This is a genomic window from uncultured Roseibium sp., from assembly GCF_947499295.1.
Lineage (GTDB): Bacteria > Pseudomonadota > Alphaproteobacteria > Rhizobiales > Stappiaceae > Roseibium.
Window position 1 is genome coordinate 371,505 of the sequence record NZ_CANMNP010000002.1, and the last position, 22,495, is coordinate 393,999.

Here is a 22,495-nt window from a genome sequence, read left to right on the forward strand (position 1 = left end):
GTCGGCGTGACCAGCCTGATAGACCAACTGAGCCCGGAAGCCAGAAACGCTCCGGAAAGCGGAATTGTTGAAGTGTTCAATGCTGGCCGGGGCCGGGAAGATCTGATCCCCCTTTGGGCAGGAGAGGGAGACTTGCCGACGCCCGCATTCATATGCGACGCGGCAAAAGCTTCACTGGACCGCGGCGAAACCTTTTACACCTACCAGCGCGGCATTCCGCAACTGCGTGAAGCGCTGGCCACCTATCATTCAGATCTCTACGGTCGATCATTTTCTCCGGAACGTTTTTTCGTGACCGGGTCCGGCATGCAATCCATCCAGCTCGCCGTTCAGGCTGTTTCGGGCGCAGACCAGGAGGTGATCGTTCCGTCGCCGACCTGGCCAAACATCACTGCCGCGGTGGAAATTCACGGTGCTCAAGCGGTTCGCGTGCCCATGCGGGAATCCGATAGCGGGTGGCAGCTCCACCTGGATGACATTGAGGCCGCCATCACGCCAAGAACATCGGCACTCTTTTTGAATTCGCCATGCAATCCAACCGGGTGGGTTGCAGACCGTCAGCTTCTCAAGGATTTTGTAGCGCTTGCAAGAAAACATGATCTCTGGATCATCGCTGATGAGATTTACGCCTTGTTTTACTATGGAGAGGGACGTCGGGCCCCCTCATTCTATGATGTGGCGGACGAGGAAGACAAGATCCTGTTCGTCAACTCCATGTCCAAGAACTGGGCCATGACCGGATGGCGTATTGGATGGATCTCGGCTCCGCCGGTCCTTGGCCAGGTGATCGAAAACCTCATTCAATATTCGACGTCCGGTGTGCCGTCCTATTCTCAGTGGGGCGCGGTCGCTGCTTTGAGCGAAGGACATGATTTCCTGAAACAGCAGGTGGCAAGAGCCGAAAGAGGCCGACACTGCGTTGTTGAAGGGCTAAATAAGGTTGACCGAGTGAACATTCAGGCGCCGGACGGTGCGTTCTATCTGTTTTTCTCCATAGACGGTGTTGAAGACACTCGCCAGTTCGCCCTCGACCTTGTTCGTCAAACCGGCGTCGGTCTCGCGCCGGGCACCGCCTTTGGTGTTGGCGGTGAGAACCATCTTCGCCTGTGCTACGCCCGCCGCACAGACCATCTGGAAACGGCCATTGACCGAATTAATTCTTGGCTGACAGCGATTTAGGTGCCGGGTGGGTTGTTCGGATACGTAAAAGCCCCTAAACCTTAAATGGCGTGGAATCCATTTGAGTGTCGGTATGGGGCAGGACGGCGTAATAGAGCGGGAAGAGGAAAACGCAGCCGTATCGGAAGCGCGTCTTGCAAGCGTGTTCGATACAGCCGCAGACGGCATCGTGGTCATCAACGAGCGCGGTCAGATTCTTGCTTTCAACAAGGCCTGCGAACAGTTGTTCGGCTACGAGGCCGCGGATCTGCTGGGCCGGGATGTCAGCCGCATCATGCCCCATCACTACGCGAGCCAGCACAAGCAATACATGCACAACTACATTTCCACCGGTGAAAAGAAAATCATCGGCATCGGCCGGGAAGTACAGGCGCAACATAAGGATGGCACGGTTTTCCCAATCGAACTGTCCGTGGGTGAAGCCGGGACGCATTTTGGACGCCAGTTCATCGGTATCTTGCGGGATCTGCGACCGCGCAAGGCAATGGAAGACCGCTTGTCCAAGACACAAGCGCAATTGCTGCACATGACCCGGATCAGCGCTCTGGATGAGATGGGCGCAGCTATTGCTCATGAACTCAATCAGCCTTTGACGGCTGTCCTGCTTTATCTGCAGTCCGTTTCCCGCAAGGCCAATGCCGAAGACTCACTGGATCCGCTCATTGTTGATGTGATCGGCAAAGCGGTGCGTGAAGCCGAACGCGCCAGCGAAATTATCCAGCGCATGCGCCAGCTGGTGGAAAAGAAAGCTCCAGAACGGCAGACCATTCAGGTTGAGGACTTCATCAAGACCTGTGTGGAAATGGCAGAGCTCGGGAGTTCCGACGGATACGCCTATCTGCAGGCGAATGTTTCCAAAGAACTGCCAATGCTGCAGGCAGACCCTGTTCAAATCCGTCAGATTTTGATCAATCTTCTTCGCAACGCACGCGAAGCAGTGATAGACGTGCCGCAGAAAAAAGTTTTCCTGTCCGTTTCCCGGATTGGCGACACCTTGGAGTTTCGGGTCACAGACAATGGCCCGGGTGTTCCTGAAGAGCTTGCAGGCAATCTCTTTCGAGCCTTTTCAGGCGCAAAACACAAGGGTGTCGGTCTGGGATTGGCAATCTCCCGCTCAATCGCGCAAAATCACGGCGGTGATTTGAGACTGGAGAATAACAAGGATGGTGGAGCGTCATTCGTTTTGACCTTGCCGGTCGAACCGAAAGACGAAGATATGGTCGAGCCATCCGGTTCTGCCACGACAGAAGATTAAGAGCGAGGAATACGTCCACATGAAAGCTGACGCGGAGGCCATTTACATCGTTGATGATGACCCTGCGGTGCGAGACGCGCTGTCTGTTCTTTTCAATATGGAAGGATATGTGGTCGAGACATTTTCCGACGGCGACACATTTATCGAATCGGCCAGCAAGGCTGTTCCGGCATGCGTCATGCTGGATGTGCATATGCCAGGCCGTTCGGGAATTGAGATCTTGAAGTCTCTCAATGCTGAAAACTACCCGGCACCGATTTTTATCATCTCGGGCCAGGGCGACATCCCGATGGCTGTTGAAGCTATTCGCAACGGCGCTTTCGATTTCATCGAAAAACCCTTTTCTGCCGAGACGGTCTTGGAGCGTGTGCGCGACGGGATCTCCCGTATGAAGAAACAAGGGGACGTTGCAAGCCCGACATTCCAGGGCGCTGAACTTCTGACACGGCGTGAACTTGAGGTACTCAAGGAGATCACCGACGGCGCCTCGAACAAGGAAGCCGGCCGGACACTGGGCATCAGTCCGCGGACTGTCGAAGTACATCGTGCGCGCATTATGGAGAAGCTTGGGGCTCGGAACGCGGCTGATCTGGTGCGCATTGTACTTGGGCATCCAACTGCGTAAAGCGTCGTTAAGTTCGAAGAATTCTGCCTTTTGCTCTCAAAGCTGTGATGCATGCTGGTATTTGTGCGTACATCCCGAGCTGTAAATTTGGAGTATCTGTAAGGCAAGGTCAGGTAATTGTGCCTGACCATGGGATTGCAGTACGTGGTTGTTCATATTGTAGAGGATGATGAAGCGGTTGCAGATGCGCTTGCCATGGCGCTCGAAGATCTCGATCATCGTCCCAGAACATATCCGGACGGCGAGACATTCCTCGCCCGGGCGCGCATCGCAACGGATGACTGGGTCTTTGTTGACCTGGGACTGCCGGGCAGGAGCGGTGCAGACGTAATCCGAGATCTGCTGGATTCTGGGCAACCTCCCAATATTGTTGCAATTTCCGGAAAGTCGCGAACCAATCTTCTGCGCCAGTTGCGAGAGTTGCCAGACCTGAAAGTTTTGCGCAAACCGCTGTCGATAGAGATGATTTCGGACGCAATGGGATAAGAAGAAATCCCTACCCAGCGACAAAAAATCGCGCGTCTTTTCACCTCATATGTAGTTCCTCTTACGCAGTCGACCGAATTTCGTCCCTCTACTTCTGTCTCTAAAGTTTGATCATGCAAACGGCGAGCGTCGGACGGGGCGCTTGCATCGGCAACGGGGCGGTTTGGGGTTCGGACGATTGGATCCCCTTACAGGAAAGCACCTGCTGGTTTGCGGATCAGATCCGGGCATTTCTGCTCGAAGGAGGGAAAATGGCATATTTCGACGCAAGCAATCCGAGCCAGGGTGCATCTTTCGCGCACAGCGCCGCACCGGTCTTCTCCTCGGAAACATCCTCCTTTTCGGCTTTCGGTGCAAAGGCAGCTCAGTATGACACCCATTCGGTGGTCTACTACGAGGGTGACCCGAGCAAACGGCTTTATGAACTCGTCAAAGGGTCGGTGATGCTCTACAAGCTCCTGCCCGACGGTCGGCGCCAGGTCGTTGAAGTGCTACGTCCGGGCGACATTTTTGGCCTGGCCGGTAGTGACGAATATGATTGTACCGCCGAGACACTTACCGAAGCCGAAGTCAACGAAATCGACCTGAAGCAAGTCGAGCGCTCCAATGAACTTCAGCGCACGCTGAGCACCTGCCTGACAAACCAGATGCGTGTTCTTCACGAACATGCCGTGCTCCTTGGGCGCAAGTCGGCAGTTGAGCGTGTCGCAAGCTTCCTGATGCACCTCGTTCCCGACCGTGGTGGTATCGGGTGCGTTGGACCGGACAATGAAGAACAAGACGGGTTTGATCTTCATCTTCATATGACCCGGCAGGAAATCGCAGATTATCTCGGACTGACCATCGAAACAGTCAGTCGTGTCGTGTCCGACTTGAAACGCCGCGGCGTCATCAGGGTCGACAAGGCAGACAAGATCCATCTGAACAAAGTTTGCAGCCTTTGTCAGATGACCGGCATGCACTAACTCCCACTTGGCATGTTCCTCCCTGGGCTGCGGTTTCCGCAGCCTTCTTTTTTGTTTTTTTCAAATAATGACTTGAGCCGAACCTACGGTCATAGCTTAGGGAGCCTGTTCAGGAGGTTCCCATGGATAAGACAAGCCCTCAGGATGTGTTGTTGACTGCGGCGGAGTGCGCCGCACGAACCGGAATCTCAGTGAGAACTCTCCGGGTCTATGAAGCAAACGGTCTTCTGTCACCTGTTCGCTCACAGAAGAACTGGAGGCTGTACAGCTCTGGAGACATAGCCAGGCTGAACGAAATCCTGAGCTTGAAACAGCTTGGCCTCAGTCTGTCGGCCATTGCCGAGATTTTGGAAGGGCGAATGACGGATGTCGGCCGACTGCTGGACATTCAAAAAACAATACTGACCGCCCGTCAGGAACAGGCTGAACGCGGCCTCCGTCTCGTTGCCCAGCTTCAATCCAAGAACCTGGCTGGAGAAGGCTTGTCTATGGGTGATCTCCTTGATTTGGCAAAGGAGACAAAAATGAACGAAGCAGCGGATGAATATGCTTGGAAGCGATATGACCAGGCGCGTCCCCGAACGGAGATCGAGCCTGATCGGGAAAACCTGCAGGCTTGCGCTGGCGAATATCGTTTTGAGGACGGTATTGCGATCAGGATCACCTCAACCGGCAAGGCACTGCGTGGAGAGTTGCTTGGCCAACCGGAGTTCGATCTCTTTGCGGAAGCACCGGACAGGTTCTTTCTGAAGGTGACACCGGCACAGTTCACGTTTTCACGAGATGCGGAAGGCGCGGTTGAAGGATTGGTCCTGCACCAAGGTGGTTTCGAAATGAAAGCTGAAAGGTGCGCCGAAGGTGTCTTTGCGACGGCGAAAGCCAAACTGGAGGACAGAATTCGGAACAAGACGCCCTTTGCCGGTGGTGAACAGAAACTGCGTCGGCTGATTGGCGAACATCGCGAGGGAAAACCGGACTATGTCGAAATGACGCCTGTTTTGAAGTCACTTGTCGAGGAGCAACTGCCGGTCGTGGTCAAAGAACTTGAGCGTCTTGGTCAGATGAGATCGGTCGAGTTCCGCGGTGTTGGGGTCGATGGCTTTGACATCTATATCGTCGAATTTGAGAACGGGCGAATGGAATGGGGCTTGTCGCAATGCCCGGATGAGACGCTCAACGGCCTCTTTATGAGGCCGGTTCCTTAAGTCCTACGTGAAAGAAAAGCCCGGAATGTCCGGGCTTTTCACGAATATTCAGATGGCTGCAGAATGGCGGGCCTTGCCCTCGGAAAGGTAGGCATCGAAGGCGGCTGCCGCGAGCCTGACATAGGGGCGGCCCGCATCCGTTACCTCAACCTTGGCATTGTCGTTTGCACCGAGGTCCAGCCGAACAAGGCCATCTCTTGCAAGATCTTGAAGAGCGTCGATAGCGTCTGAAAGATCATGGGTCGACAAGCCAAATGCATTGCAGGCGGGCTTGAGATCGCAGGAATAGTTGGTCATCAACTCTTCAATGATGTGACCGCGCAACCGGTCGTCCGCAGAAAGTGCGAGTCCCTTCGACACCGGTAGCTTGCCGGCTTCAACACTGCGGCGCCAGTTGCCGACATCCGGCATATTCTGAATGTATCCGTTCGACACCTTGCCGATGGAGGAAACGCCAAAGCCGATCAATTGTTCGCCCTGATCCGTCGTGTAACCCTGAAAATTCCGTTTAAGCGATCCATCCATCAGGGCAATTGCCATGCTGTCATCGGCACGTGCGAAATGGTCGAGACCGATGGCAACATAACCGGCTTTCAGCAATTCGGCTCTCGCCAGATCAGCCAGTGCGATGCGTTCAGCAGCTGTCGGCAAGGTGCTTTCGTCAATCAGCTTTTGGTGCTTGCGCATCCAGGGCACATGGGCATAGCCGAAAAGCGCAATCCGCCCCGGCGCCAGCGCAAGGGTTTTTTCAACCGTATCGAGGATGGTTTCACTGGACTGGCCTGGCAGTCCATACATCAGATCGAAATTGAGGTCGTCTAGACCGGCTGCTCGGAGATTGGCCGTTGCGCGCTCCACGATCTCAAAGGGTTGAATTCTGCCGATCGCTTTTTGCACATCCGGATCGAAATCCTGAACGCCAAGGCTGGTCCGGTTGATGCCGATGGTGGCCAAGGTCTCCGCCAGACCGGCGGATACCAGACGCGGATCCAGTTCGATTGCGTGTTCAAGGTCGGGAGCAAAATTGAACATCACCCGCAACAATCCGGCCAGATCCACAAGGCTTTCTCGCGGAAGCAAGCTCGGGGTGCCACCGCCCCAATGTATGTGCCTGACGTGGCCAGCCTTTTGAAGTTGCGCACCGACAAGAGAAATTTCCTTCCCCAATGTCGCGGCATAGGCCTTTAGCGGCGCATCTTGACGGGTTGCTTTGGTGTGACACCCGCAATAATGACAAAGCTCCCTGCAAAACGGCACATGCAGATAAAGCGAGAGCGAGTCAGCCGGCGTGACCGCCCGAAGCCAATCTGCATAGGTCTCTGCCGTGACGCCGTCATGAAAATGGGGCGCAGTCGGGTAGCTCGTGTAGCGCGGTACATTGCGCAGTGCATAGGAAAGCGGATCTTTCATCATGGTTCTTGTTTCTGATATTTCGCCGATCCGTTCCTTGATCTTGCTCAAGCGTCTGTTTGAAGTCAGGCGAGAATTTCCGGGAAGGGGCACTGCTTGACTGAAATGCTCACATCAACCACGCCCAAACGCTCCGATAAGCCCGCCGCCGGCACCTACCGCCTCCATGGATCTCCTGACAGCGCCAATCTGGTTGTGCGGCTTGTGCTGGAAGAAATGGAGACGCCCTATCAATATGTGCCGGTTGACCGGCTTCGTTCAGAGCAGAATTCCGAAGCCTATCTGAAACTCAATCCGCAAGGCCTTATTCCGGTATTGGAAGTGCCGGGGCAAGATGCCCCGCTTTTTGAGACCGGTGCCATTCTCCTTCATCTCGTCGAGACGCATGGCTGTCTCGGTCCGGCTGTTGGCTCCTTGGAACGGGGCCGGTTCCTCAAGTGGCTTTTCTTCATTTCCAATACCCTTCATTCGGAACTGAGGATTTCATTCAAGCCGTACAAATATGTTGCGGAAGGAAGGGCGGCCGAAGATCTGTCAGACGGGCTCATCTTGCGGATTGCGCGGAGCTTTGACCTGCTCGACCGCGAAATCTGGGCAAGCGGCGGTCCGTATCTCATGGGACAGGAGCTGACTTGTCTGGATCACTATGCAGCCTGTTGCGCGCGTTGGGCGCAGATCTATCGCAACGACGGCAAATGGGCTCCGCTTGGCACACCCTATCTTAAACGCATGATTGAGGAGCTGGAGGACCGCCCTGCAGTCAATCGCGCTTGCAGTCTCGAAGGCATTAAGGGGTTGCCCTTCAGCGAACCGAAACCTGTCACCTTGCCCGGTACAACGGCTTAAGTCTGACAAATTGGCCGATCTGCCATTCAGCTTATGTTGATTGAAGCAATCAAGCATGCCAAAGCTGTAGGACGGTTCTATAGGGTATCTTCCCTATCAGAAAACGGTTGCTCATGAATTCGATGTCTATCGAGACGGTCTTCGGCCGCGTTCTCCTCACGGTACTGATTGCCGCGTTGGGAGGAACAGCGTTTTATATTATGGACCTTCCGGCCGCGTGGCTTTCTGGCGCGATGGTTTTTGTTGCGCTTGCAACGCTGGCGGGTGCGCCAACATTGCTGCCCGACAAGCTTCGTGACGCGCTGTTCGTCTTGATCGGCCTGTCAATGGGAGCCGGCGTCCGTCCCGATGTCCTGGAACGGATAGGAGAATGGCCAGTTTCCATGGCCTTGCTGGTTGTTGTTGTGGTTGCCGTGACAATGGCAGGGTATGTCGTGCTGCATTTCGGCGCCAAATGGTCACGTGATACGGCTTTTTTCGGAGCAATCCCCGGCGCGCTGAACTACGTGATTGCGTTGGCGACAGAGCGCGGCGCGGACCTGCCGCGCATTGCCTCCAGTCAGTCTCTCCGTCTTTTTGTGTTGGTCGCAATATTGCCCTTCGCTGTCGTGACATCCAATGGTGAACCGACAGGGCAGGGAATGTCGGTCATTGTTTCCACGCCTCTGGAAATCCTTTTGGGTTTGCCGCTTTGTCTGGCAGCCAGCTTTTTGGCCGTAAAGCTTCGGGTGCCTGGCGGGTGGATGACCGGTGCCTTTTTTATGAGCGCGGGGCTCAACGCGACAGGTCTTCTAACCCTGGCTCTACCTGAATTTGTTGTGCTGCCCTGCTTTGTCATGATGGGAGCGATGATCGGTTGCCGATTTGCCAACATGACATTTCGCCAATTCATGAGCGTGTTGGGCGCATCGATTGCCGCGTTTTGCGCCGCCTTTCTGACGTCGATTGCCGGAGCACTGCTCCTGTCGGAACTGGCCGGCATTCCCTTTGGTCAGGCGCTTCTTGCCTATGCGCCCGGCGGACTGGAAGTCATGACGCTGCTTGCCTTCATGCTCGATCTCGATCCTGCCTTTGTCGCCGCCCATCAGATTGTCCGCTTCACAAGCATGGTTCTGTTGCTGCCGCTGATAACCGTTCTGGTCCTGGGCAGACGGCCAACCTGAAGCGTCAATGAGGGAAAGACAGAAATCGCAGTCTTGTTTGAACAGTTTGTTCCAGGCTTGCGCGGTTCTCAATGCGAGCAAGAAAAAAGGGCCGTTTTGCAACGGCCCTTTTGATTTGCGAAACGGTCTGTCTCAAGCGGCTGTGCGCAGGCTCAGTTGTTCCAGCTGGAACTTGATATCGGCAATATGGTCCAGCTTCAGCGGGAACTGCAGCGTGGTGCCATGATCGTCCGTTACCGAGACGCGCGCCTGAACAGGCTCTTTCAGCCACTCCGTCTCAAACACGACAGGTGTCCCGGCCGGGCAATCGAGTTTGACATCGATCACGCAGTTGGCCGAAGAGATGCTAACACATTGTGCGGTCATCTGGTTGTCGCCAACGCTCAGATTGGCGGCCCAGTCGACAGCATAGATCCGATAGGTCTCGTCATCGGACCTGTTGCCGATCGCGCCGAGGAAGGTTTCGACCTCCGAGCCCAGGAGCACGGCCTCATCATAGACAACGGCGCTCCCTCTTTTGACAAGAAGCGACGAAGACGCGCAGTTTTCTGCGTTGTCGCGCATGACGGAGACGCTATCACGAACCCTCATTGCATTGCTCGACACGGTTTCCATGCTCTGCGCGATTTCCGAGGTTGCGCTTTGCTGTTGCGAAACCGAGGCTGCAATGCTGTTGGCAACTTCGCTGATTTCCTGAACAGTCTCGTAAATCTCGCTCATGTGCTGTTCAGCGCCCTGGGCAGTGCGCTGAACAGCGCCAACCTGATTGCCGATTTCACCTGTGGCGCGCGCGGTCTGTGCAGCAAGCTCCTTGACTTCGGAGGCAACCACCGCAAATCCCTTGCCCGCTTCACCTGCACGCGCGGCTTCAATCGTCGCATTCAGGGCCAGGAGGTTGGTTTGGTCCGCAATTTCGCGAATGAGATCGACCACACTTGTGATCTGGTCTGCTGCGCTGACAAGCTCCGCAAAGTTCGAGCGCGTTTCTTCCGCCTTTCCGGAAGCTTTCGTGGCAATTTCCGCCGAGTGGTCGGCGTTTCGCTGAATTTCCTGAATGGAGGAAATCAGTTCCTCGGCGGCGGAGGAAACCGTTGCGACCATGCCGGAGGTTTCCGAGGCGTCCTGATCAAGTGTCAAAGCCTGCGACGTTGAATGATCTGCATTCTGGGTCAGGTCTTCGGCGGTCGTGGACATTTCGGTGGACGATTCTGACATACGTTTGAAAATGCCGCGGATGGTGTTGCCGAAGATTCCGACCATCTGATCGAGTTCGTCCCTGCGCCGTTGCGAAGTCTCGCGGTCCCTTTCCTGCTCTTCACGCATTTTGTGGCGCTCGATCAGACCGTCCCGGAACACGATGACCGAACGGGTCATATCTGCGACTTCGTCCTTGCCACGCGGTTCAGCGACATGTGTGTCGAGCCTGTTTTCAGAAAGGTCGTGCATGGTGCCCGAAAGCTGGACGATGGGGCGGCTTATCATGCGTCCGAGGACAATGGCGGCTGACAGGCCAAGGACCAATCCAACCAGCGTTCCAGCAATCGAAAACAGAACTGCGCTGGATGTCTGTGCGTGAACCAGATCTTCGATCTTGTGTTCGGCCTCGATTGCGAAGTTTTTGATCAATTCCAGATCGTCAGTGATGATCTTCACCTCGGCCTGCATGACATCCTTTTCGAGCCGTTTGATGTCCTGATCAAGTGCTCGGTAGTCGTTCAGGGCCGCGACGTAGACTTCTATCTGATGAACGGCATCTTCAACGAGTGCTTTGTCTTCACCTTTCAGCGCCGCCATGGAGTCGCTCGTAAGGTCTTTCTTGACCCGCTCAATCTCCGAAAGAGCGTAGTCGAGTTCGCTCTCATCGTGTGAATAGACATATCGGTTGGCATGATCGCGGGCGATCAGCAGGTGAACCGTCGCATCCGTGACGAGATCAAGTGTCTCGCTTGGGGTCTCGCTTGCGAGCTCGCCTTCCAGTTTATGCTTGAAGACCGTCAAAATTTCCGACTGCAACTTGTCGCCTGTTTTGTGGAGCTGATTGTCCACAATAACGAGCTGCTGTTCACGCTCCTCGGCGAGTTTCTGGAAGTTTTTCCAATAGATTTCGATATGTTTTTTCGCATCCTCGAGGCGTTTAACCTCTTCCGGCACATGCAGTTTTTGCAGCTTTTCGTCGATCATGAAAGCGACACTAGTGTGCGCAACATCAACCTTCTCGAGATTTTCAGGAGTTGGATTGGTGACGTATTCTATCGCCGAGATCTCCATCTCTGAAAACCCTTGCGTGATGTCCGCCGCGGCAGCAAGAGCATTGCCGTGCTCGGAGAATTCGGAGAATTCGTGATCGAGTGTTTGAAACATCAGGGCGGATTTTCCGCCGAGAAAGAGCATCACGACAAGTAATGTACCGAAGGCAAGCAGAAGTTTCTGCGTAAGCCGCATATTGTAAAACCAGGCCACGATAACCCCTCCAGAAGCGTGGTTGAATGTCTAGATCAGCTCGAGGTGAGATCGCGCACTGTGTCGATCAGAACTTCGTTTGTGAAAGGCTTCTTCAGAACTGCGTCGGCCTGCGAAGACGGAAGATGAAGTGCTTCCTTCGCAGGAATGCCGGCCCCCCCGCCTGACATGGCGACCACCTTCGGCCCTGCCGGTGCAGACTTGAGCGCAAACACGACATCTGTGCCGTCTGTTGCGGGCATCATGATATCCGTGATCACGAGATCGAATGTCCGGCTAGAAGCGATATCGAGACCTTTTTGACCGTCCTCGGCCTCGACAACTTCATGCCCAGCTTTCCGCAAGGTAGCCGCAATCGCGTGGCGAACCGGCTGCATATCGTCAATCAGCAGAATTTGACACACGGTATTCCCCTCCAAGTACGACCTAGAAACAACCTTACGTAATGTTGGGCAGATCTAAAGTAAACATACAACCGTATCCATGTCCGTCTGGTTGTATTAAGCCCTCACTAAGAATAATTATTCCACCAATATTATTAATAATTTGCAAAGCGACAGGAAGACCAAGTCCGGAACTATTTTTACTTAGACTTTTTGAGTAAAATGGTTTGAATATTTTATCTCTATCAGACTTTTCAATACCTGGCCCATTATCGGAAATGGAAATCTGGAGTCTGGTGTTTTCAGTTTTCTTGAGTTCTATACGTATTATCCCTAGATGCTTTGTCGCTTGGGACGCGTTGGTGATGATATTGATCAATACTTGTGCAAACAGAGTTTCATTGATCGGTATAGCCAAATCTGCTGGAACGTTCCGAAAGTCGGTTTGAATACTGACAGTTGCCGGCAGCATGAGCTGCACCAGTGAGATTGTGCGGATCAGGGCGTCAGGCAGGTGAGTCGATTCGGAACTGTTTTGAAATTCCCCACGCGAAAGGCCGAGCAAGTTGTTGGAGAGGTCCGCAGCCTGATGCGCGCTATAGCGTGCCATATCCAGATCGGCCCTGATCGCGGGGTCGGGGATGTCAGGCAAATGAAGTGAAATCAGGCTCTCTATGGGATGCAGCAGATTGTTCAGCTGATGGGCGAGTGCACCTGACGCAGTCCCGAGTGTTTCAAGACGGTTCTGCGTCTTTTCCTTTTCTTCCCTAAGGCGTTCCTGGGTGATGTCGCGTTGAATGCCCAAATAGGCTGAAAGCCGTCCTGATTTGTCGAAGATCGGTGCCATGCGCAAAGCGTTCAGGAATGGCTCCCCGTCTTTCTTGTAGTTCAGCACGATGATGTCGATTGGTTTCTGGTCTTCAATGGCCTTCCGAATTCTGGCGACATCGTCCCTGTTGGTGCTCTCGCCCTGCAGAAACCTGCAGTTCCGACCAAGGGCTTCATCTGAGGCGTAGCCGGTTGTTTTCGTGAATGCCGGGTTCACATAGGTGAGCGGCAAGTCCGGCTGGCTTACATCGGAAACGCTGATGGTGTCCGGAGAACCTTCAAGGATCGACTTTAAGAGATCCGGGGCTCCTTTGATCAGGTGCCCCAGGGCTGCGTATCCGTCGTTGCTAGAGTCCGGCATATCCGTGTTGCCCCCGGTGCATTGAAGAACTTGCAATGCAAAAGGTATTCACAGACTGGAAAAAACGGAAGGCACTTGATGCGGTAAAACCACAGTCTTGGTTATGTCAGCACATAGTGCAGTGCCCCGAAACTGCCCCGCCATTCCGCTACACGTCCGGCCATTGCTTCGGGATCATTTGACCGCAGAGCCTCAGCGATCAGATGCGCCAGTTGCGGCATATGGATATCGTCCATACCCCAGCGCACAAGTTCAGGAGTGCCAATTCTCAAGCCGTTCATGTCACCGGCAACATCCGCGGCAGGCAAGCCGATGCCGCAAGCCAGGAAGCCTGCCTTGCGGAGTTTTTTAGATGCAGTCTGCCCACCGCCAAACGCAGCTGCTTCAAGAGCAAATTGGTGTGAAGCGGTAAATCCGTTGCCGGTCTTGAAGACAGGCATCCCTTCTTCAGCAAGTGCCGCGGCAAGTGCCTGTGCGGTGTCTGCCATTTTCCGGGCATAGGAAGTCCCGAATTCGCGCCAGTCCAGCAATGTGATGGCCAGTGCGGCAGATTTGGCCACGTCGAAATTGGCCGTCATGCCCGGAAACGCGATTGCATCAAGCTTCTGCGCCAGGTCCGCCTCGTTTGTGACGATCAGGCCACCGGCGGGGCCGCCGAGGCTTTTGTAGGTGCTCATCGTCATCAAGTGGGCGCCCTCCGAAAGCGGGTCTGCAAATACACCGCCGGCGATCATTCCGCACTGATGGGCCGCATCGAACAGGACCAGGGCGCCGACTTCGTCCGCTATTTCCCGAATGTCCGCAACAGGATGCGGAAAGAGGTTCAAACTCATTCCGATGGTGATGAGCTTCGGTTGCTTCTCGCGGGCAAGCCGCCGCAGGCCGTCAATGTCGAGTGTGTAGCCGTCAGCATCGACCGGGGCCGTGTGGATTTCAAGACCGTAGAGACCGGCGCATCCCGGTTGGTGGTGGGTCACGTGGCCACCGACCGATGCCGGTGGAGCGATAATGACATCGCCCGCACGCGTGGTAGCCATGAAGGCATAAAGATTGGCCATTGCTCCGGAAGCGACCCGGATTTCCGAATGGGTAGATCTGAAAATTTCGCAAGCCAGTGCGCTCGCCAAAACCTCGATCTCTTCAATGGCTTCAAGACCCATTTCATATTTGTCGCCAGGATATCCGAGCGAAGGCCTGGAGCCGAGACCGCTTGCCAGCAGTGCTTCGGCCCGAGGGTTCATGACATTGGTCGCAGGGTTGAGGTTGAAACAGTTCTTTTCGTGGATGGTCCGGTTTTCGTCGGCCAACGCTTCAATGCGTGAGACGATCTGCTGCGAATTCAGTTCGCAGGAAGCATCCTTGATGCCGTCAATCCGTGAAATGGCTTCAGCAGGCAACCAGGGATGTGTGTCTCGTGCACTCATGTCTCAACTCCAGTTTCTCGTCTGCACCAGGTTGCCGCGGAAACTTGCGCTAGGACAAACAAGATTTTAGAAATTTAAGGGCTAGAAAAATTAGGTCTCAGATCATGTCAGTTGCCCCTCCGGTCCCCCGGCTGCCGTCTCTCAATGCCTTGCGGGCGTTCGAAGCTTCAGCAAGGTTGGGTGGGTTCGCACAGGCAGCACAAGAACTGAATGTGTTGCCTGGAGCTGTTGCAGCCCTGGTCAAGAAATTGGAAGAAGACATCGGGGCGCCGCTATTTGAACGCCATGTGCGTGGTGTGCGTTTGACACCGCTTGGTGAAAGAGCATTACCCGGTTTTGTCACCGTTTTTGACGATCTGGGCCAGACCGTCCGCGAGCTTCGACGCGAAGCAGAACCGCGCAAGGTTCACATCGCGGCATTGCCAGCGCTTGCGGAACTCTGGCTGGCACCCCGTCTGCCCGCTATCCGGGCGAAATATCCGGACATGGATATTTCTGTAACGGCTCTGGAGGTGCCTCCGAACCTCAAGCGTGTTCCCTTTGATTTGTGCCTTTTCTATGCGGACGCGCAAGATCGTGGGGCAACCGTCATTTCGTCAGATGAGTTATTGCCTGTGTGCACCCCAGCGATTGCCGCGACGCTTAGAACACCTATGGATCTCGATAATGTCACCTGCCTGACTGACAGTGCCTGGTCGGATGACTGGCGCAATTGGGCATCCCGTTCGGTAGACGGCTGGGAGTTTGTTCCCAAGGGACCGGTCTATTCCCTCTACTCGCTGGCGGTTCAGGAGGCTCTTAGCGGCGCCGGTGTTCTGATGGCGCACAAGCGCCTGATTGAGGAACACTTGCATTCAGGAGATTTGGTGGCTCCATTCGCCATATCCACGCCGCTCGAGATGCCGATTTGTCTGTGGAGCCTCCCGGGTGGGCAAGGCAACAAGGCGGTTGACGATGTGACGATGGAACTGAAAAGACTGGCCGACCAGACCGCTTGAACAAGATCAGACTACCGCAGCTGATCAGGTGTTGCCGCGCACTTTGCCACCGCGCCATAAGATGAACAGCCCCGATCCGACGATGACGCCGCATCCGATCAGCATTTGCGCATCGATTGTTTCTCCAAACCAGACAACACCCAATAGGACACCGAATAGAAGCCTGGAATAGCGGAAAGGCGCGACCGTGGCGATTTCACCTGTCCGCATCGCTTTCATCAGCGCGGTATAGGCAAAGATGCCGAAAAAAACGGCGGCCAGAAGAGCGAAAACGCTGTTGGGGGGAGGAGTGACAAATACCAGTTGTTCCCAGAGACCGAACAAGAGCCCGGCGATGAGTATGGTCACGAAGCCGTAGAATCCCAGCACATTTGTGCTGAGCGATGCCGGAGCTGCCCGGCTGGCCAGATCACGGCCGGAAAAGCCGAGCATGCCGATGACCGCAAGCAGTGACAAGGGCGTAAACGATCCGCTGTCAGGCCGCAAAACGATAATGACGCCGACAAGACCGACGAGAATTGCTGTCCATCGACGCCAGCCGACTTTCTCGCCAAAGAAAAGCGCAGCGCCCAACACAACAAAAATCGGTGTGGCCTGAAGAATGACTGTTGTGGCCGAGAGGGGCGTGAGGGCCAGAGCGAGAATATAAAACAACCGTCCAACGAGCTCGAAACCGAAACGCACCTGCATTACGGGCGACAGGGCTTCGCGCCTGAACACGCGCTCACCATTAAAGACTGCCAGGGCCCAGAACGCCAATGCACCGCCGATACCAAACAAGACAAGTATTTCGCTGACAGGCAGCTGTAGCGCCGCCTGTTTCACAAACGCATCCTCCAATGCGAACGCCGCCATGGCAGCGATCATCCAGAGGCTACCGGCAAGGTTCGCTGGCAAAGGCGTTTTATTCTCGTGCGACGATGACAAGAAGCATGTCCTGATTTGGAGGCACCGGCCCCACTGAAACCGGTGCCGACGTGAGGAAGGCAGAGACGAAGTAGCACAGCTTACCTGCAGGTGCGCTTAAAATTCGTGGTTCAGGGACGTAAACGACCGGCAATTGCCGGTTGGAAAAATGGGCAAATCAAGGGCCTTTGCGGGGATCGGGCCGAGAGCTGCGACATTGTGCCGATCAGGTGCGACAACCTGCACTCAACCTTTTGTCTAGAGGGACTGTATGACCCCATTGATATGAATCAACGCGGCTCGGGAAAAGTCGTGTGCATGGTCGTGCCATCGTTGGCACCTTGTATGGATTCTAAGGACTGGGGCGCTGAAATGGCACAAAATAAGGCCAAAATGATCTCGCTCGAGGAAGGCGGTTTTGCGATCTTCCTCGTGGTGCTTGCTTTTGTCTGCTTGATCGTAGCAGGCAAGACATTTGATCAGGTCATGGCATTTCACGCTGGCATCGGCACATTGTTTGCCGCTGTGGGCGTGTTTTTTATCTTCAAAAACTACTTCGACGATGGCGGGGAACCGATCCCGGCTGAAATCGACGGAAAACCGAACTACAACATGGGACCGGTCAAATTCGGGACCATAGCAGCAGTATTCTGGGGGCTGGCCGGGTTTACGGTCGGGCTCGTGATCGCATTGCAGCTGGCATGGCCGGCCCTGAATTTCGATCTGCCCTGGACCAATTTCGGGCGCTTGCGTCCCTTGCACACATCAGCTGTGATTTTCGCCTTTGGCGGCAACGTGCTGCTGGCCACGTCAATGTATGTGGTGCAAAGGACCAGCCGGGCCCGTATGCCGGGCAGGATCCTGCCTTGGTTCGTCATTCTCGGTTACAACGCATTCATCGTGATTGCGGGCACCGGGTACCTTCTGGGCGTGACCCAGAGTAAGGAATATGCGGAACCGGAATGGTATGCCGATCTGTGGCTGACCATCGTCTGGGTCTTCTACCTGTTCCTGTTCCTCGGCACGCTCTGGAAGCGGAAAGAGCCGCATATTTATGTGGCCAACTGGTTCTATCTGGCGTTCATCGTCACGATTGCCATGCTTCACATCACCAACAACCTGACGATACCGGTGTCGATCTATTCGACCAAGTCCTACATTGTCTGGTCGGGCGTACAGGACGCGATGGTGCAATGGTGGTACGGCCACAACGCGGTCGGGTTCTTCCTGACAGCCGGCTTCCTGGCCATCATGTACTACTTCATTCCGAAGCAGGCTGACCGGCCGGTCTATTCGTACCGTCTGTCAATCGTCCACTTCTGGGCGCTGATCTTCCTCTACATCTGGGCTGGACCGCACCACCTTCACTATACGGCTCTGCCGCAATGGGCATCGACCCTGGGTGCAACCTTCTCCATCATCCTGTGGATGCCGTCCTGGGGTGGCATGATCAACGGTCTGATGACCCTTTCGGGTGCTTGGGACAAGCTGAGAACCGATCCGGTTCTGCGCATGATGGTTGTCTCGGTTGCATTCTACGGAATGTCGACCTTTGAAGGTCCGCTGATGAGCCTGCGCTCGGTCAACTCGCTGTCACATTACACCGACTGGACCATTGGCCATGTGCATTCCGGTGCTCTCGGCTGGGTGGGGTACATCTCCTTCGGCGCGATCTACTGCCTCGTTCCATGGCTTTGGAACAAGAAGCAGCTCTATTCGCTGAAGCTGGTGAACTGGCACTTCTGGCTGTCGACGCTCGGTATCGTTCTCTACATCACCGCGATGTGGGTGTCCGGTATCATGCAGGGCCTGATGTGGCGCGCATACGACAGTCTCGGCTTCCTTGAATATTCGTTCGTGGAAACCGTGGAAGCGATGCATCCCTTCTACATCATCCGTGCTCTCGGCGGTGCGCTCTTTGTGATCGGCGCTGTGATCATGGCCTATAATCTCTGGATGACCGTCCGTCATGGCGAGGCTGAAGAAGCCGACGCTGCGCCGGCTGGCTCCCTGGCTCCGGCCGAATAGGGGAGGGACAAAAATGTCTGCATGGAAAAAACACGAAGTCTTTGAGAAGAACTCCTTTGTTCTGCTGATCGGCATTCTGGTGGCGGTCGCCATAGGCGGTCTGGTCGAGATTGCGCCGCTCTTCTACTTGAAGAGCACGATCGAGAAGACCGTCGGAATGCGGCCCTACACGCCGCTCGAGCTCAAGGGGCGTGACATCTACATCCGTGAGGGATGTTACCTCTGCCACTCGCAGATGGTGCGCCCGATGCGGGACGAGATGGAACGCTATGGTCATTTCTCGCTGGCGGCGGAGTCAATGTATGACCATCCGTTCCAGTGGGGGTCCAAGCGTACAGGCCCGGACCTTGCCCGCGTTGGCGGCAAGTATTCCGACGCCTGGCACACTGAGCACCTGATCGACCCAAGGTCTCTGGTTCCCGCGTCTATCATGCCCGGCTATCCGTTCCTGGCGGAAAACAAGCTGGATACGCGTGACACTCAATCGGCCCTGACGGTCAACAGCATCGTTGGTGTGCCTTACACCGAAGAGCAGATTGAGAACGCCGCCAGCGACCTGATGGGACAGGCTCGGCCGGACACGGATGCAGCTTATGCATTCGAGGAACGCTGGCCGACGGCTCAGATCCGTGATTTCGACGGCAACCCTGACGCCGTTACCGAGATGGACGCACTCGTCGCCTATCTCCAGGTGCTCGGCACGATGGTGGACTTCTCCATCTACGACAACAAGGCAAACTCGAGGTAAGGGCGATGAACGAAACGTATACCGCTTTCGCAGGCTTCGCACAGACCTGGGGCCTACTCTACTTCATGATCCTGTTTGGCATCGTCCTGGCCTATGCGTTGTGGCCAAAGAACCGCAAAAAGTTCGACGATGCAGCTCAGATCCCGTTTCGGGAGGATTGATTGATGGCTGACGCACACAACAAGGAAGTCGACCAGGTTTCCGGGGTCGAAACAACCGGTCACGAGTGGGATGGCCTGAAGGAACTGAACAATCCCTTGCCGAGGTGGTGGCTGTATCTCTTTTACGTCACCATCGCCTGGGCGGTTGTTTACTGGATCCTTTATCCGGCCTGGCCGTTGGTAACCAGTTACACCACAGGTGTCCTCGGCGCCAACCAGCGCATGGAAGCGATTGCCGCTTATGATCAGGGTATTGCCGACCGGTCCGAGTTTGCCGACAAGATTGTCGCAACTTCGCTACAGGACATTTCGGCTGATCAGGATATGCTGCAATTTGCATTGGCAAACGGACAGGCTGCCTTCGGTGACAACTGTGCACCTTGCCATGGCAGCGGCGGCACGGGTGCGGAGGGTTATCCAAACCTGCAGGATGACACCTGGCTTTGGGGAGGCACATTGGATGACATCCAAACCACCTTGCTCCATGGCATCCGCACAACCAATGACGACACCCGTTTCGGTGACATGCCGGCGTATGGCCGCGACGAGCTTCTGAGCAAGGACGAGATCAATCAGGTTTCGAACTTCGTCGCATCCAAAGCTGGACTGGAAACGGACGAGGGTGTTGATCTGGCCGCTGGGCAGACGCTCTACGAAGACAATTGCGCGGCATGTCATGGCGACAACCTCGAAGGTATCCAGGAAGTCGGAGCACCGAGCTTGATGTCGGCCAACTACCTTTATGGCAAATCGCTTGATGCCATCAAGGCACAGGTCACGAACCCGCGGAACGGTGTGATGCCCGCATGGGCGGATCGTCTCGATCCGGCGACCATCAAGTCGTTGACGGTTTACGTCCACTCCTTCGGTGGTGGTCAGTAAAACTGTCAGGCCGGGCCTGCAATTCACAGGACTGATGCGACAAAAACGCCAGATGGCCTGAATGATTTGATCCGGCGCAAAGTGTGACGCTTTGCGCCGGTTTATTTTGAGATACGGATGCTAAAGATCATGAGCATCTGAAAGTTCAGATCCTATTGGGGCAGGATCGCGTTTAAGAGGACGGGCGGCATGTCTACGGACACCGAAACGCATGAAGGCTCGCAATCCGACGAATGGTTTGCGTCAGCCAAAAAGATCTATCCCATGGCGACCCACGGTCTGTTTCGCAGGATCAAGTGGGCACTGCTATTCATTACTCTGGGCATCTACTACTTTCTCCCTTTCATTCGGTATGACAGGGGGCCGAACGCACCGGGACAGGCTGTTCTGGTCGATATGGAGCACCGGCGGGCATATTTTTTCTTCATCGAGATCTGGCCGCAGGAAGTCTATTACCTCACCGGCCTTCTCATTATCGCAGCAGTGGCCTTGTTTTTGATGAACGCCGTCGCTGGCCGGATCTGGTGTGGCTATCTGTGCCCTCAGACGGTTTGGACGGATCTGTTCCTGTGGGTCGAGCGACAGGTCGAGGGTGACAGGCGCGAGCGCATCGCGTTCGACAAACAGCCCTGGACCGCCAGCAAGGTTGGCAAAAGAGCGACAAAACACTTCTTCTGGCTGATGATTGCCTGGTGGACAGGTGGAGCCTGGGTTCTTTACTTCAACGATGCCCCGACGCTGGTCTGGCAATTGCTGACGTTCCAGGCACCCATGATTGCCTATATCTGGATCGGGATACTGACCACGACGACGTATCTGCTGGCGGGTTTCATGCGGGAGCAGGTGTGCATCTATATGTGCCCCTGGCCACGGATTCAGGCTGCACTGACCGACGAAAAAGCCCTCAACGTCACCTATCGTTGGGATCGTGGTGAACCGCGCGGATCCCTGAAGCAAAACAAGAAACTCGTTGATCAGGGACTTCCCGCAGGCGATTGCATCGACTGCTATCAGTGTTTCCAGGTCTGTCCGACAGGGGTCGATATTCGCAAAGGGATGCAGCTTGATTGCATTCAGTGTGGCCTCTGCATCGACGCGTGCGACAACATCATGAAGAAGGTCGGAAAGCCAACGGGCCTGATCGCTTATGATACTGACGAAAACATTGAACGCCGGATCGAAGGCAAGGAACCGGTCTACGAGATTGTCCGCGTCCGAACCGTTGTCTATGCGGCAGTCATTGCGCTGGTTGGCGCGATCATGCTGTTCGTGTTGCTCAACCGGGATTTTGCCGACATCAGCGTTCTGCACGACAGAAATCCGGTCTTTGTGGAACAGTCCGACGGATCTGTGCGCAACGGCTATTCGGTTCGTCTTTCGAACAAGCGTCGCCACGAGCGCCACTTCATGCTTCACGTGGAGGGCATGCCGCCCGAAACGCTTGTTGAAGCTGTAGGCGTCGACGAAACCTTTGCCGGCCGGCCATTTATTGAGGTTGGTCCGGACACCACGCGGGAAGTTCGGATACTGGTGACATCGCCGCCAAGTTTAGACATGCCTCATTCGACACCCGTCATCTTCCGGATCACGGAAAGCGTGATGGGTGAGGTTGTGACAGCCAGAGACACGTTCAAAGCCCCGGGAAATCCTTGAGGAGATAATGATGACCATGGTCCAGTCGAACATGAAGGATCCAAAGGCTATTACCGGCAAGACGGTGCTGGCCTGGCTGATAGGGTTTTTTGGCGTCATTTTTACCGCCAACGCGATTTTTCTTTACCTTGCATTCGGATCATTCCCGGGCGTGGTCGTGGAAAGTTCCTATGAGGCCGGGCAGGCCTACAATCAGGAAATTGCGGCTGCAAAGGCTCAGGAAGAATTGCACTGGCAGGTGACCAATGAAGTTACCCGGACGGCTGGTGCAAGTGCCAAGGTTCAGGTCACGGCATTGGATGCAAAGGGGACGCCTCTCTATGGTGTGGATGTCAAAGCCGCGCTGCGGCGCCCCGCTCAGGGTGAGGGGGATGTCGAGCTCTTCCTGAATGCAGATGGCGGCGGCCGGTATACGGCTGACGTCTCCAGTTTGCCTGCCGGCAATTGGAACCTTGTGTTGGTAATCGAGCAGGACGGTAAGCGGATGTTCAAGTCCGAAAACCGGGTTTTCCTGACGGATTGAGGCGAC

The 22,495-nt window shown here is 55.1% G+C and carries 21 protein-coding genes; 15 read left to right on the forward strand and 6 right to left on the reverse strand.

Features of this window, described 5'->3' with window-relative positions; translation table 11 throughout:
* Window positions 1–6: 6 nt before the first annotated feature.
* The 6 genes from Q0835_RS05805 to Q0835_RS05830 all read left to right on the forward strand — a co-directional run bounded on the left by Q0835_RS05805 (window position 7) and on the right by Q0835_RS05830 (window position 5,715).
* Complete coding sequence (locus tag Q0835_RS05805; protein WP_298959261.1) at window positions 7–1,179, forward strand: pyridoxal phosphate-dependent aminotransferase; 1,173 nt, start codon at window positions 7–9, stop codon at window positions 1,177–1,179.
* A gap of 61 nt (window positions 1,180–1,240) precedes the next feature.
* On the forward strand, window positions 1,241–2,434 hold the full coding sequence (locus Q0835_RS05810) for a PAS domain S-box protein (RefSeq protein ID WP_363324480.1): 1,194 nt from the start codon (window positions 1,241–1,243) through the stop codon (window positions 2,432–2,434).
* A gap of 19 nt (window positions 2,435–2,453) precedes the next feature.
* Complete coding sequence (locus tag Q0835_RS05815; RefSeq protein ID WP_298813419.1) at window positions 2,454–3,059, forward strand: response regulator; 606 nt, start codon at window positions 2,454–2,456, stop codon at window positions 3,057–3,059.
* Window positions 3,060–3,203: 144 nt separating this feature from the next.
* Window positions 3,204–3,545: a response regulator gene (locus Q0835_RS05820; RefSeq protein ID WP_152502879.1), complete on the forward strand. Its 342-nt coding sequence runs from the start codon at window positions 3,204–3,206 to the stop codon at window positions 3,543–3,545.
* 251 nt (window positions 3,546–3,796) lie between these two features.
* On the forward strand, window positions 3,797–4,510 hold the full coding sequence (locus Q0835_RS05825) for a Crp/Fnr family transcriptional regulator (protein ID WP_298813416.1): 714 nt from the start codon (window positions 3,797–3,799) through the stop codon (window positions 4,508–4,510).
* Between the two features lie 122 nt (window positions 4,511–4,632).
* Window positions 4,633–5,715 carry a MerR family transcriptional regulator gene (locus Q0835_RS05830; protein WP_298959266.1) on the forward strand — a complete coding sequence of 361 codons (1,083 nt, stop codon included), beginning with the start codon at window positions 4,633–4,635 and terminating at the stop codon, window positions 5,713–5,715.
* Window positions 5,716–5,763: 48 nt separating this feature from the next.
* Here the strand turns inward: Q0835_RS05830 and hemN are convergent, their stop codons facing one another.
* Window positions 5,764–7,128, reverse strand: coding sequence for an oxygen-independent coproporphyrinogen III oxidase (hemN, locus tag Q0835_RS05835; protein ID WP_298959269.1), 1,365 nt, complete (start codon window positions 7,126–7,128; stop codon window positions 5,764–5,766).
* Window positions 7,129–7,230: 102 nt separating this feature from the next.
* Between hemN and Q0835_RS05840 the strand changes: the two genes are divergently transcribed.
* Window positions 7,231–7,971, forward strand: coding sequence for a glutathione S-transferase family protein (locus Q0835_RS05840; RefSeq protein ID WP_298959505.1), 741 nt, complete (start codon window positions 7,231–7,233; stop codon window positions 7,969–7,971).
* A 113-nt stretch (window positions 7,972–8,084) separates the two neighbouring features.
* The gene (locus Q0835_RS05845) at window positions 8,085–9,134 is read left to right on the forward strand and encodes an AbrB family transcriptional regulator (RefSeq protein ID WP_298959272.1); all 1,050 of its coding nucleotides are present in this window, start codon (window positions 8,085–8,087) and stop codon (window positions 9,132–9,134) included.
* A gap of 132 nt (window positions 9,135–9,266) precedes the next feature.
* On the opposite strand, the gene Q0835_RS05850 is transcribed toward Q0835_RS05845, so the two are convergent.
* From Q0835_RS05850 to Q0835_RS05865, 4 genes are all read right to left on the reverse strand, one after another.
* Window positions 9,267–11,594 (reverse strand): methyl-accepting chemotaxis protein, encoded by a 2,328-nt coding sequence (locus tag Q0835_RS05850; RefSeq protein WP_298959275.1) that lies wholly within the window; start codon window positions 11,592–11,594, stop codon window positions 9,267–9,269.
* Between the two features lie 35 nt (window positions 11,595–11,629).
* A complete protein-coding gene (locus Q0835_RS05855) occupies window positions 11,630–11,998 on the reverse strand; it encodes a response regulator (protein WP_298813406.1) in 369 nt (122 codons plus the stop codon).
* Between the two features lie 34 nt (window positions 11,999–12,032).
* Complete coding sequence (locus Q0835_RS05860) at window positions 12,033–13,166, reverse strand: PAS domain-containing protein (RefSeq protein WP_298959278.1); 1,134 nt, start codon at window positions 13,164–13,166, stop codon at window positions 12,033–12,035.
* A gap of 101 nt (window positions 13,167–13,267) precedes the next feature.
* Complete coding sequence (locus Q0835_RS05865; RefSeq protein ID WP_298959281.1) at window positions 13,268–14,590, reverse strand: aminotransferase class I/II-fold pyridoxal phosphate-dependent enzyme; 1,323 nt, start codon at window positions 14,588–14,590, stop codon at window positions 13,268–13,270.
* A gap of 104 nt (window positions 14,591–14,694) precedes the next feature.
* Between Q0835_RS05865 and Q0835_RS05870 the strand changes: the two genes are divergently transcribed.
* A complete protein-coding gene (locus Q0835_RS05870) occupies window positions 14,695–15,588 on the forward strand; it encodes a LysR family transcriptional regulator (protein WP_298959284.1) in 894 nt (297 codons plus the stop codon).
* A 24-nt stretch (window positions 15,589–15,612) separates the two neighbouring features.
* On the opposite strand, the gene Q0835_RS05875 is transcribed toward Q0835_RS05870, so the two are convergent.
* The gene (locus Q0835_RS05875) at window positions 15,613–16,515 is read right to left on the reverse strand and encodes a DMT family transporter (RefSeq protein ID WP_298959287.1); all 903 of its coding nucleotides are present in this window, start codon (window positions 16,513–16,515) and stop codon (window positions 15,613–15,615) included.
* Between the two features lie 351 nt (window positions 16,516–16,866).
* On the opposite strand from Q0835_RS05875, the gene ccoN reads away from it, so the two are divergent.
* The 6 genes from ccoN (at window position 16,867) to Q0835_RS05905 (ending at window position 22,489) form a co-directional block, all read left to right on the forward strand.
* Window positions 16,867–18,522, forward strand: a complete 1,656-nt coding sequence (gene ccoN, locus Q0835_RS05880; protein ID WP_298959290.1) for a cytochrome-c oxidase, cbb3-type subunit I — start codon at window positions 16,867–16,869, stop codon at window positions 18,520–18,522.
* A 13-nt stretch (window positions 18,523–18,535) separates the two neighbouring features.
* Window positions 18,536–19,270 (forward strand): cytochrome-c oxidase, cbb3-type subunit II, encoded by a 735-nt coding sequence (ccoO, locus tag Q0835_RS05885; protein ID WP_298813394.1) that lies wholly within the window; start codon window positions 18,536–18,538, stop codon window positions 19,268–19,270.
* Window positions 19,271–19,275: 5 nt separating this feature from the next.
* The gene (locus Q0835_RS05890; protein WP_152502866.1) at window positions 19,276–19,431 is read left to right on the forward strand and encodes a cbb3-type cytochrome c oxidase subunit 3; all 156 of its coding nucleotides are present in this window, start codon (window positions 19,276–19,278) and stop codon (window positions 19,429–19,431) included.
* 3 nt (window positions 19,432–19,434) lie between these two features.
* Entirely contained in the window at window positions 19,435–20,313 is an 879-nt protein-coding gene (gene ccoP / locus Q0835_RS05895) for a cytochrome-c oxidase, cbb3-type subunit III (protein ID WP_298959293.1), read from the forward strand.
* Between the two features lie 189 nt (window positions 20,314–20,502).
* Window positions 20,503–21,966, forward strand: coding sequence for a cytochrome c oxidase accessory protein CcoG (gene ccoG, locus Q0835_RS05900; protein ID WP_298813389.1), 1,464 nt, complete (start codon window positions 20,503–20,505; stop codon window positions 21,964–21,966).
* A 10-nt stretch (window positions 21,967–21,976) separates the two neighbouring features.
* Window positions 21,977–22,489 carry a FixH family protein gene (locus Q0835_RS05905; protein WP_298813387.1) on the forward strand — a complete coding sequence of 171 codons (513 nt, stop codon included), beginning with the start codon at window positions 21,977–21,979 and terminating at the stop codon, window positions 22,487–22,489.
* The last annotated feature ends 6 nt before the right edge of the window (window positions 22,490–22,495 follow it).

What these genes read in the sequence shown, in the direction of transcription:
- Q0835_RS05815 (WP_298813419.1), top strand. Translation starts at nt 2,454, where the DNA reads ATGAAAGCTGACGCGGAGGCCATTTACATCGTTGATGATGACCCTGCG.
- Q0835_RS05825 (WP_298813416.1), top strand. Translation starts at nt 3,797, where the DNA reads ATGGCATATTTCGACGCAAGCAATCCGAGCCAGGGTGCATCTTTCGCG.
- Q0835_RS05830 (WP_298959266.1), top strand. Translation starts at nt 4,633, where the DNA reads ATGGATAAGACAAGCCCTCAGGATGTGTTGTTGACTGCGGCGGAGTGC.
- hemN (WP_298959269.1), bottom strand. Translation starts at nt 7,128, where the DNA reads ATGATGAAAGATCCGCTTTCCTATGCACTGCGCAATGTACCGCGCTAC.
- Q0835_RS05840 (WP_298959505.1), top strand. Translation starts at nt 7,231, where the DNA reads ATGCTCACATCAACCACGCCCAAACGCTCCGATAAGCCCGCCGCCGGC.
- Q0835_RS05845 (WP_298959272.1), top strand. Translation starts at nt 8,085, where the DNA reads ATGAATTCGATGTCTATCGAGACGGTCTTCGGCCGCGTTCTCCTCACG.
- Q0835_RS05860 (WP_298959278.1), bottom strand. Translation starts at nt 13,166, where the DNA reads ATGCCGGACTCTAGCAACGACGGATACGCAGCCCTGGGGCACCTGATC.
- Q0835_RS05865 (WP_298959281.1), bottom strand. Translation starts at nt 14,590, where the DNA reads ATGAGTGCACGAGACACACATCCCTGGTTGCCTGCTGAAGCCATTTCA.
- Q0835_RS05870 (WP_298959284.1), top strand. Translation starts at nt 14,695, where the DNA reads ATGTCAGTTGCCCCTCCGGTCCCCCGGCTGCCGTCTCTCAATGCCTTG.
- ccoN (WP_298959290.1), top strand. Translation starts at nt 16,867, where the DNA reads ATGGCACAAAATAAGGCCAAAATGATCTCGCTCGAGGAAGGCGGTTTT.
- ccoO (WP_298813394.1), top strand. Translation starts at nt 18,536, where the DNA reads ATGTCTGCATGGAAAAAACACGAAGTCTTTGAGAAGAACTCCTTTGTT.
- Q0835_RS05890 (WP_152502866.1), top strand. Translation starts at nt 19,276, where the DNA reads ATGAACGAAACGTATACCGCTTTCGCAGGCTTCGCACAGACCTGGGGC.
- ccoP (WP_298959293.1), top strand. Translation starts at nt 19,435, where the DNA reads ATGGCTGACGCACACAACAAGGAAGTCGACCAGGTTTCCGGGGTCGAA.
- ccoG (WP_298813389.1), top strand. Translation starts at nt 20,503, where the DNA reads ATGTCTACGGACACCGAAACGCATGAAGGCTCGCAATCCGACGAATGG.
- Q0835_RS05905 (WP_298813387.1), top strand. Translation starts at nt 21,977, where the DNA reads ATGACCATGGTCCAGTCGAACATGAAGGATCCAAAGGCTATTACCGGC.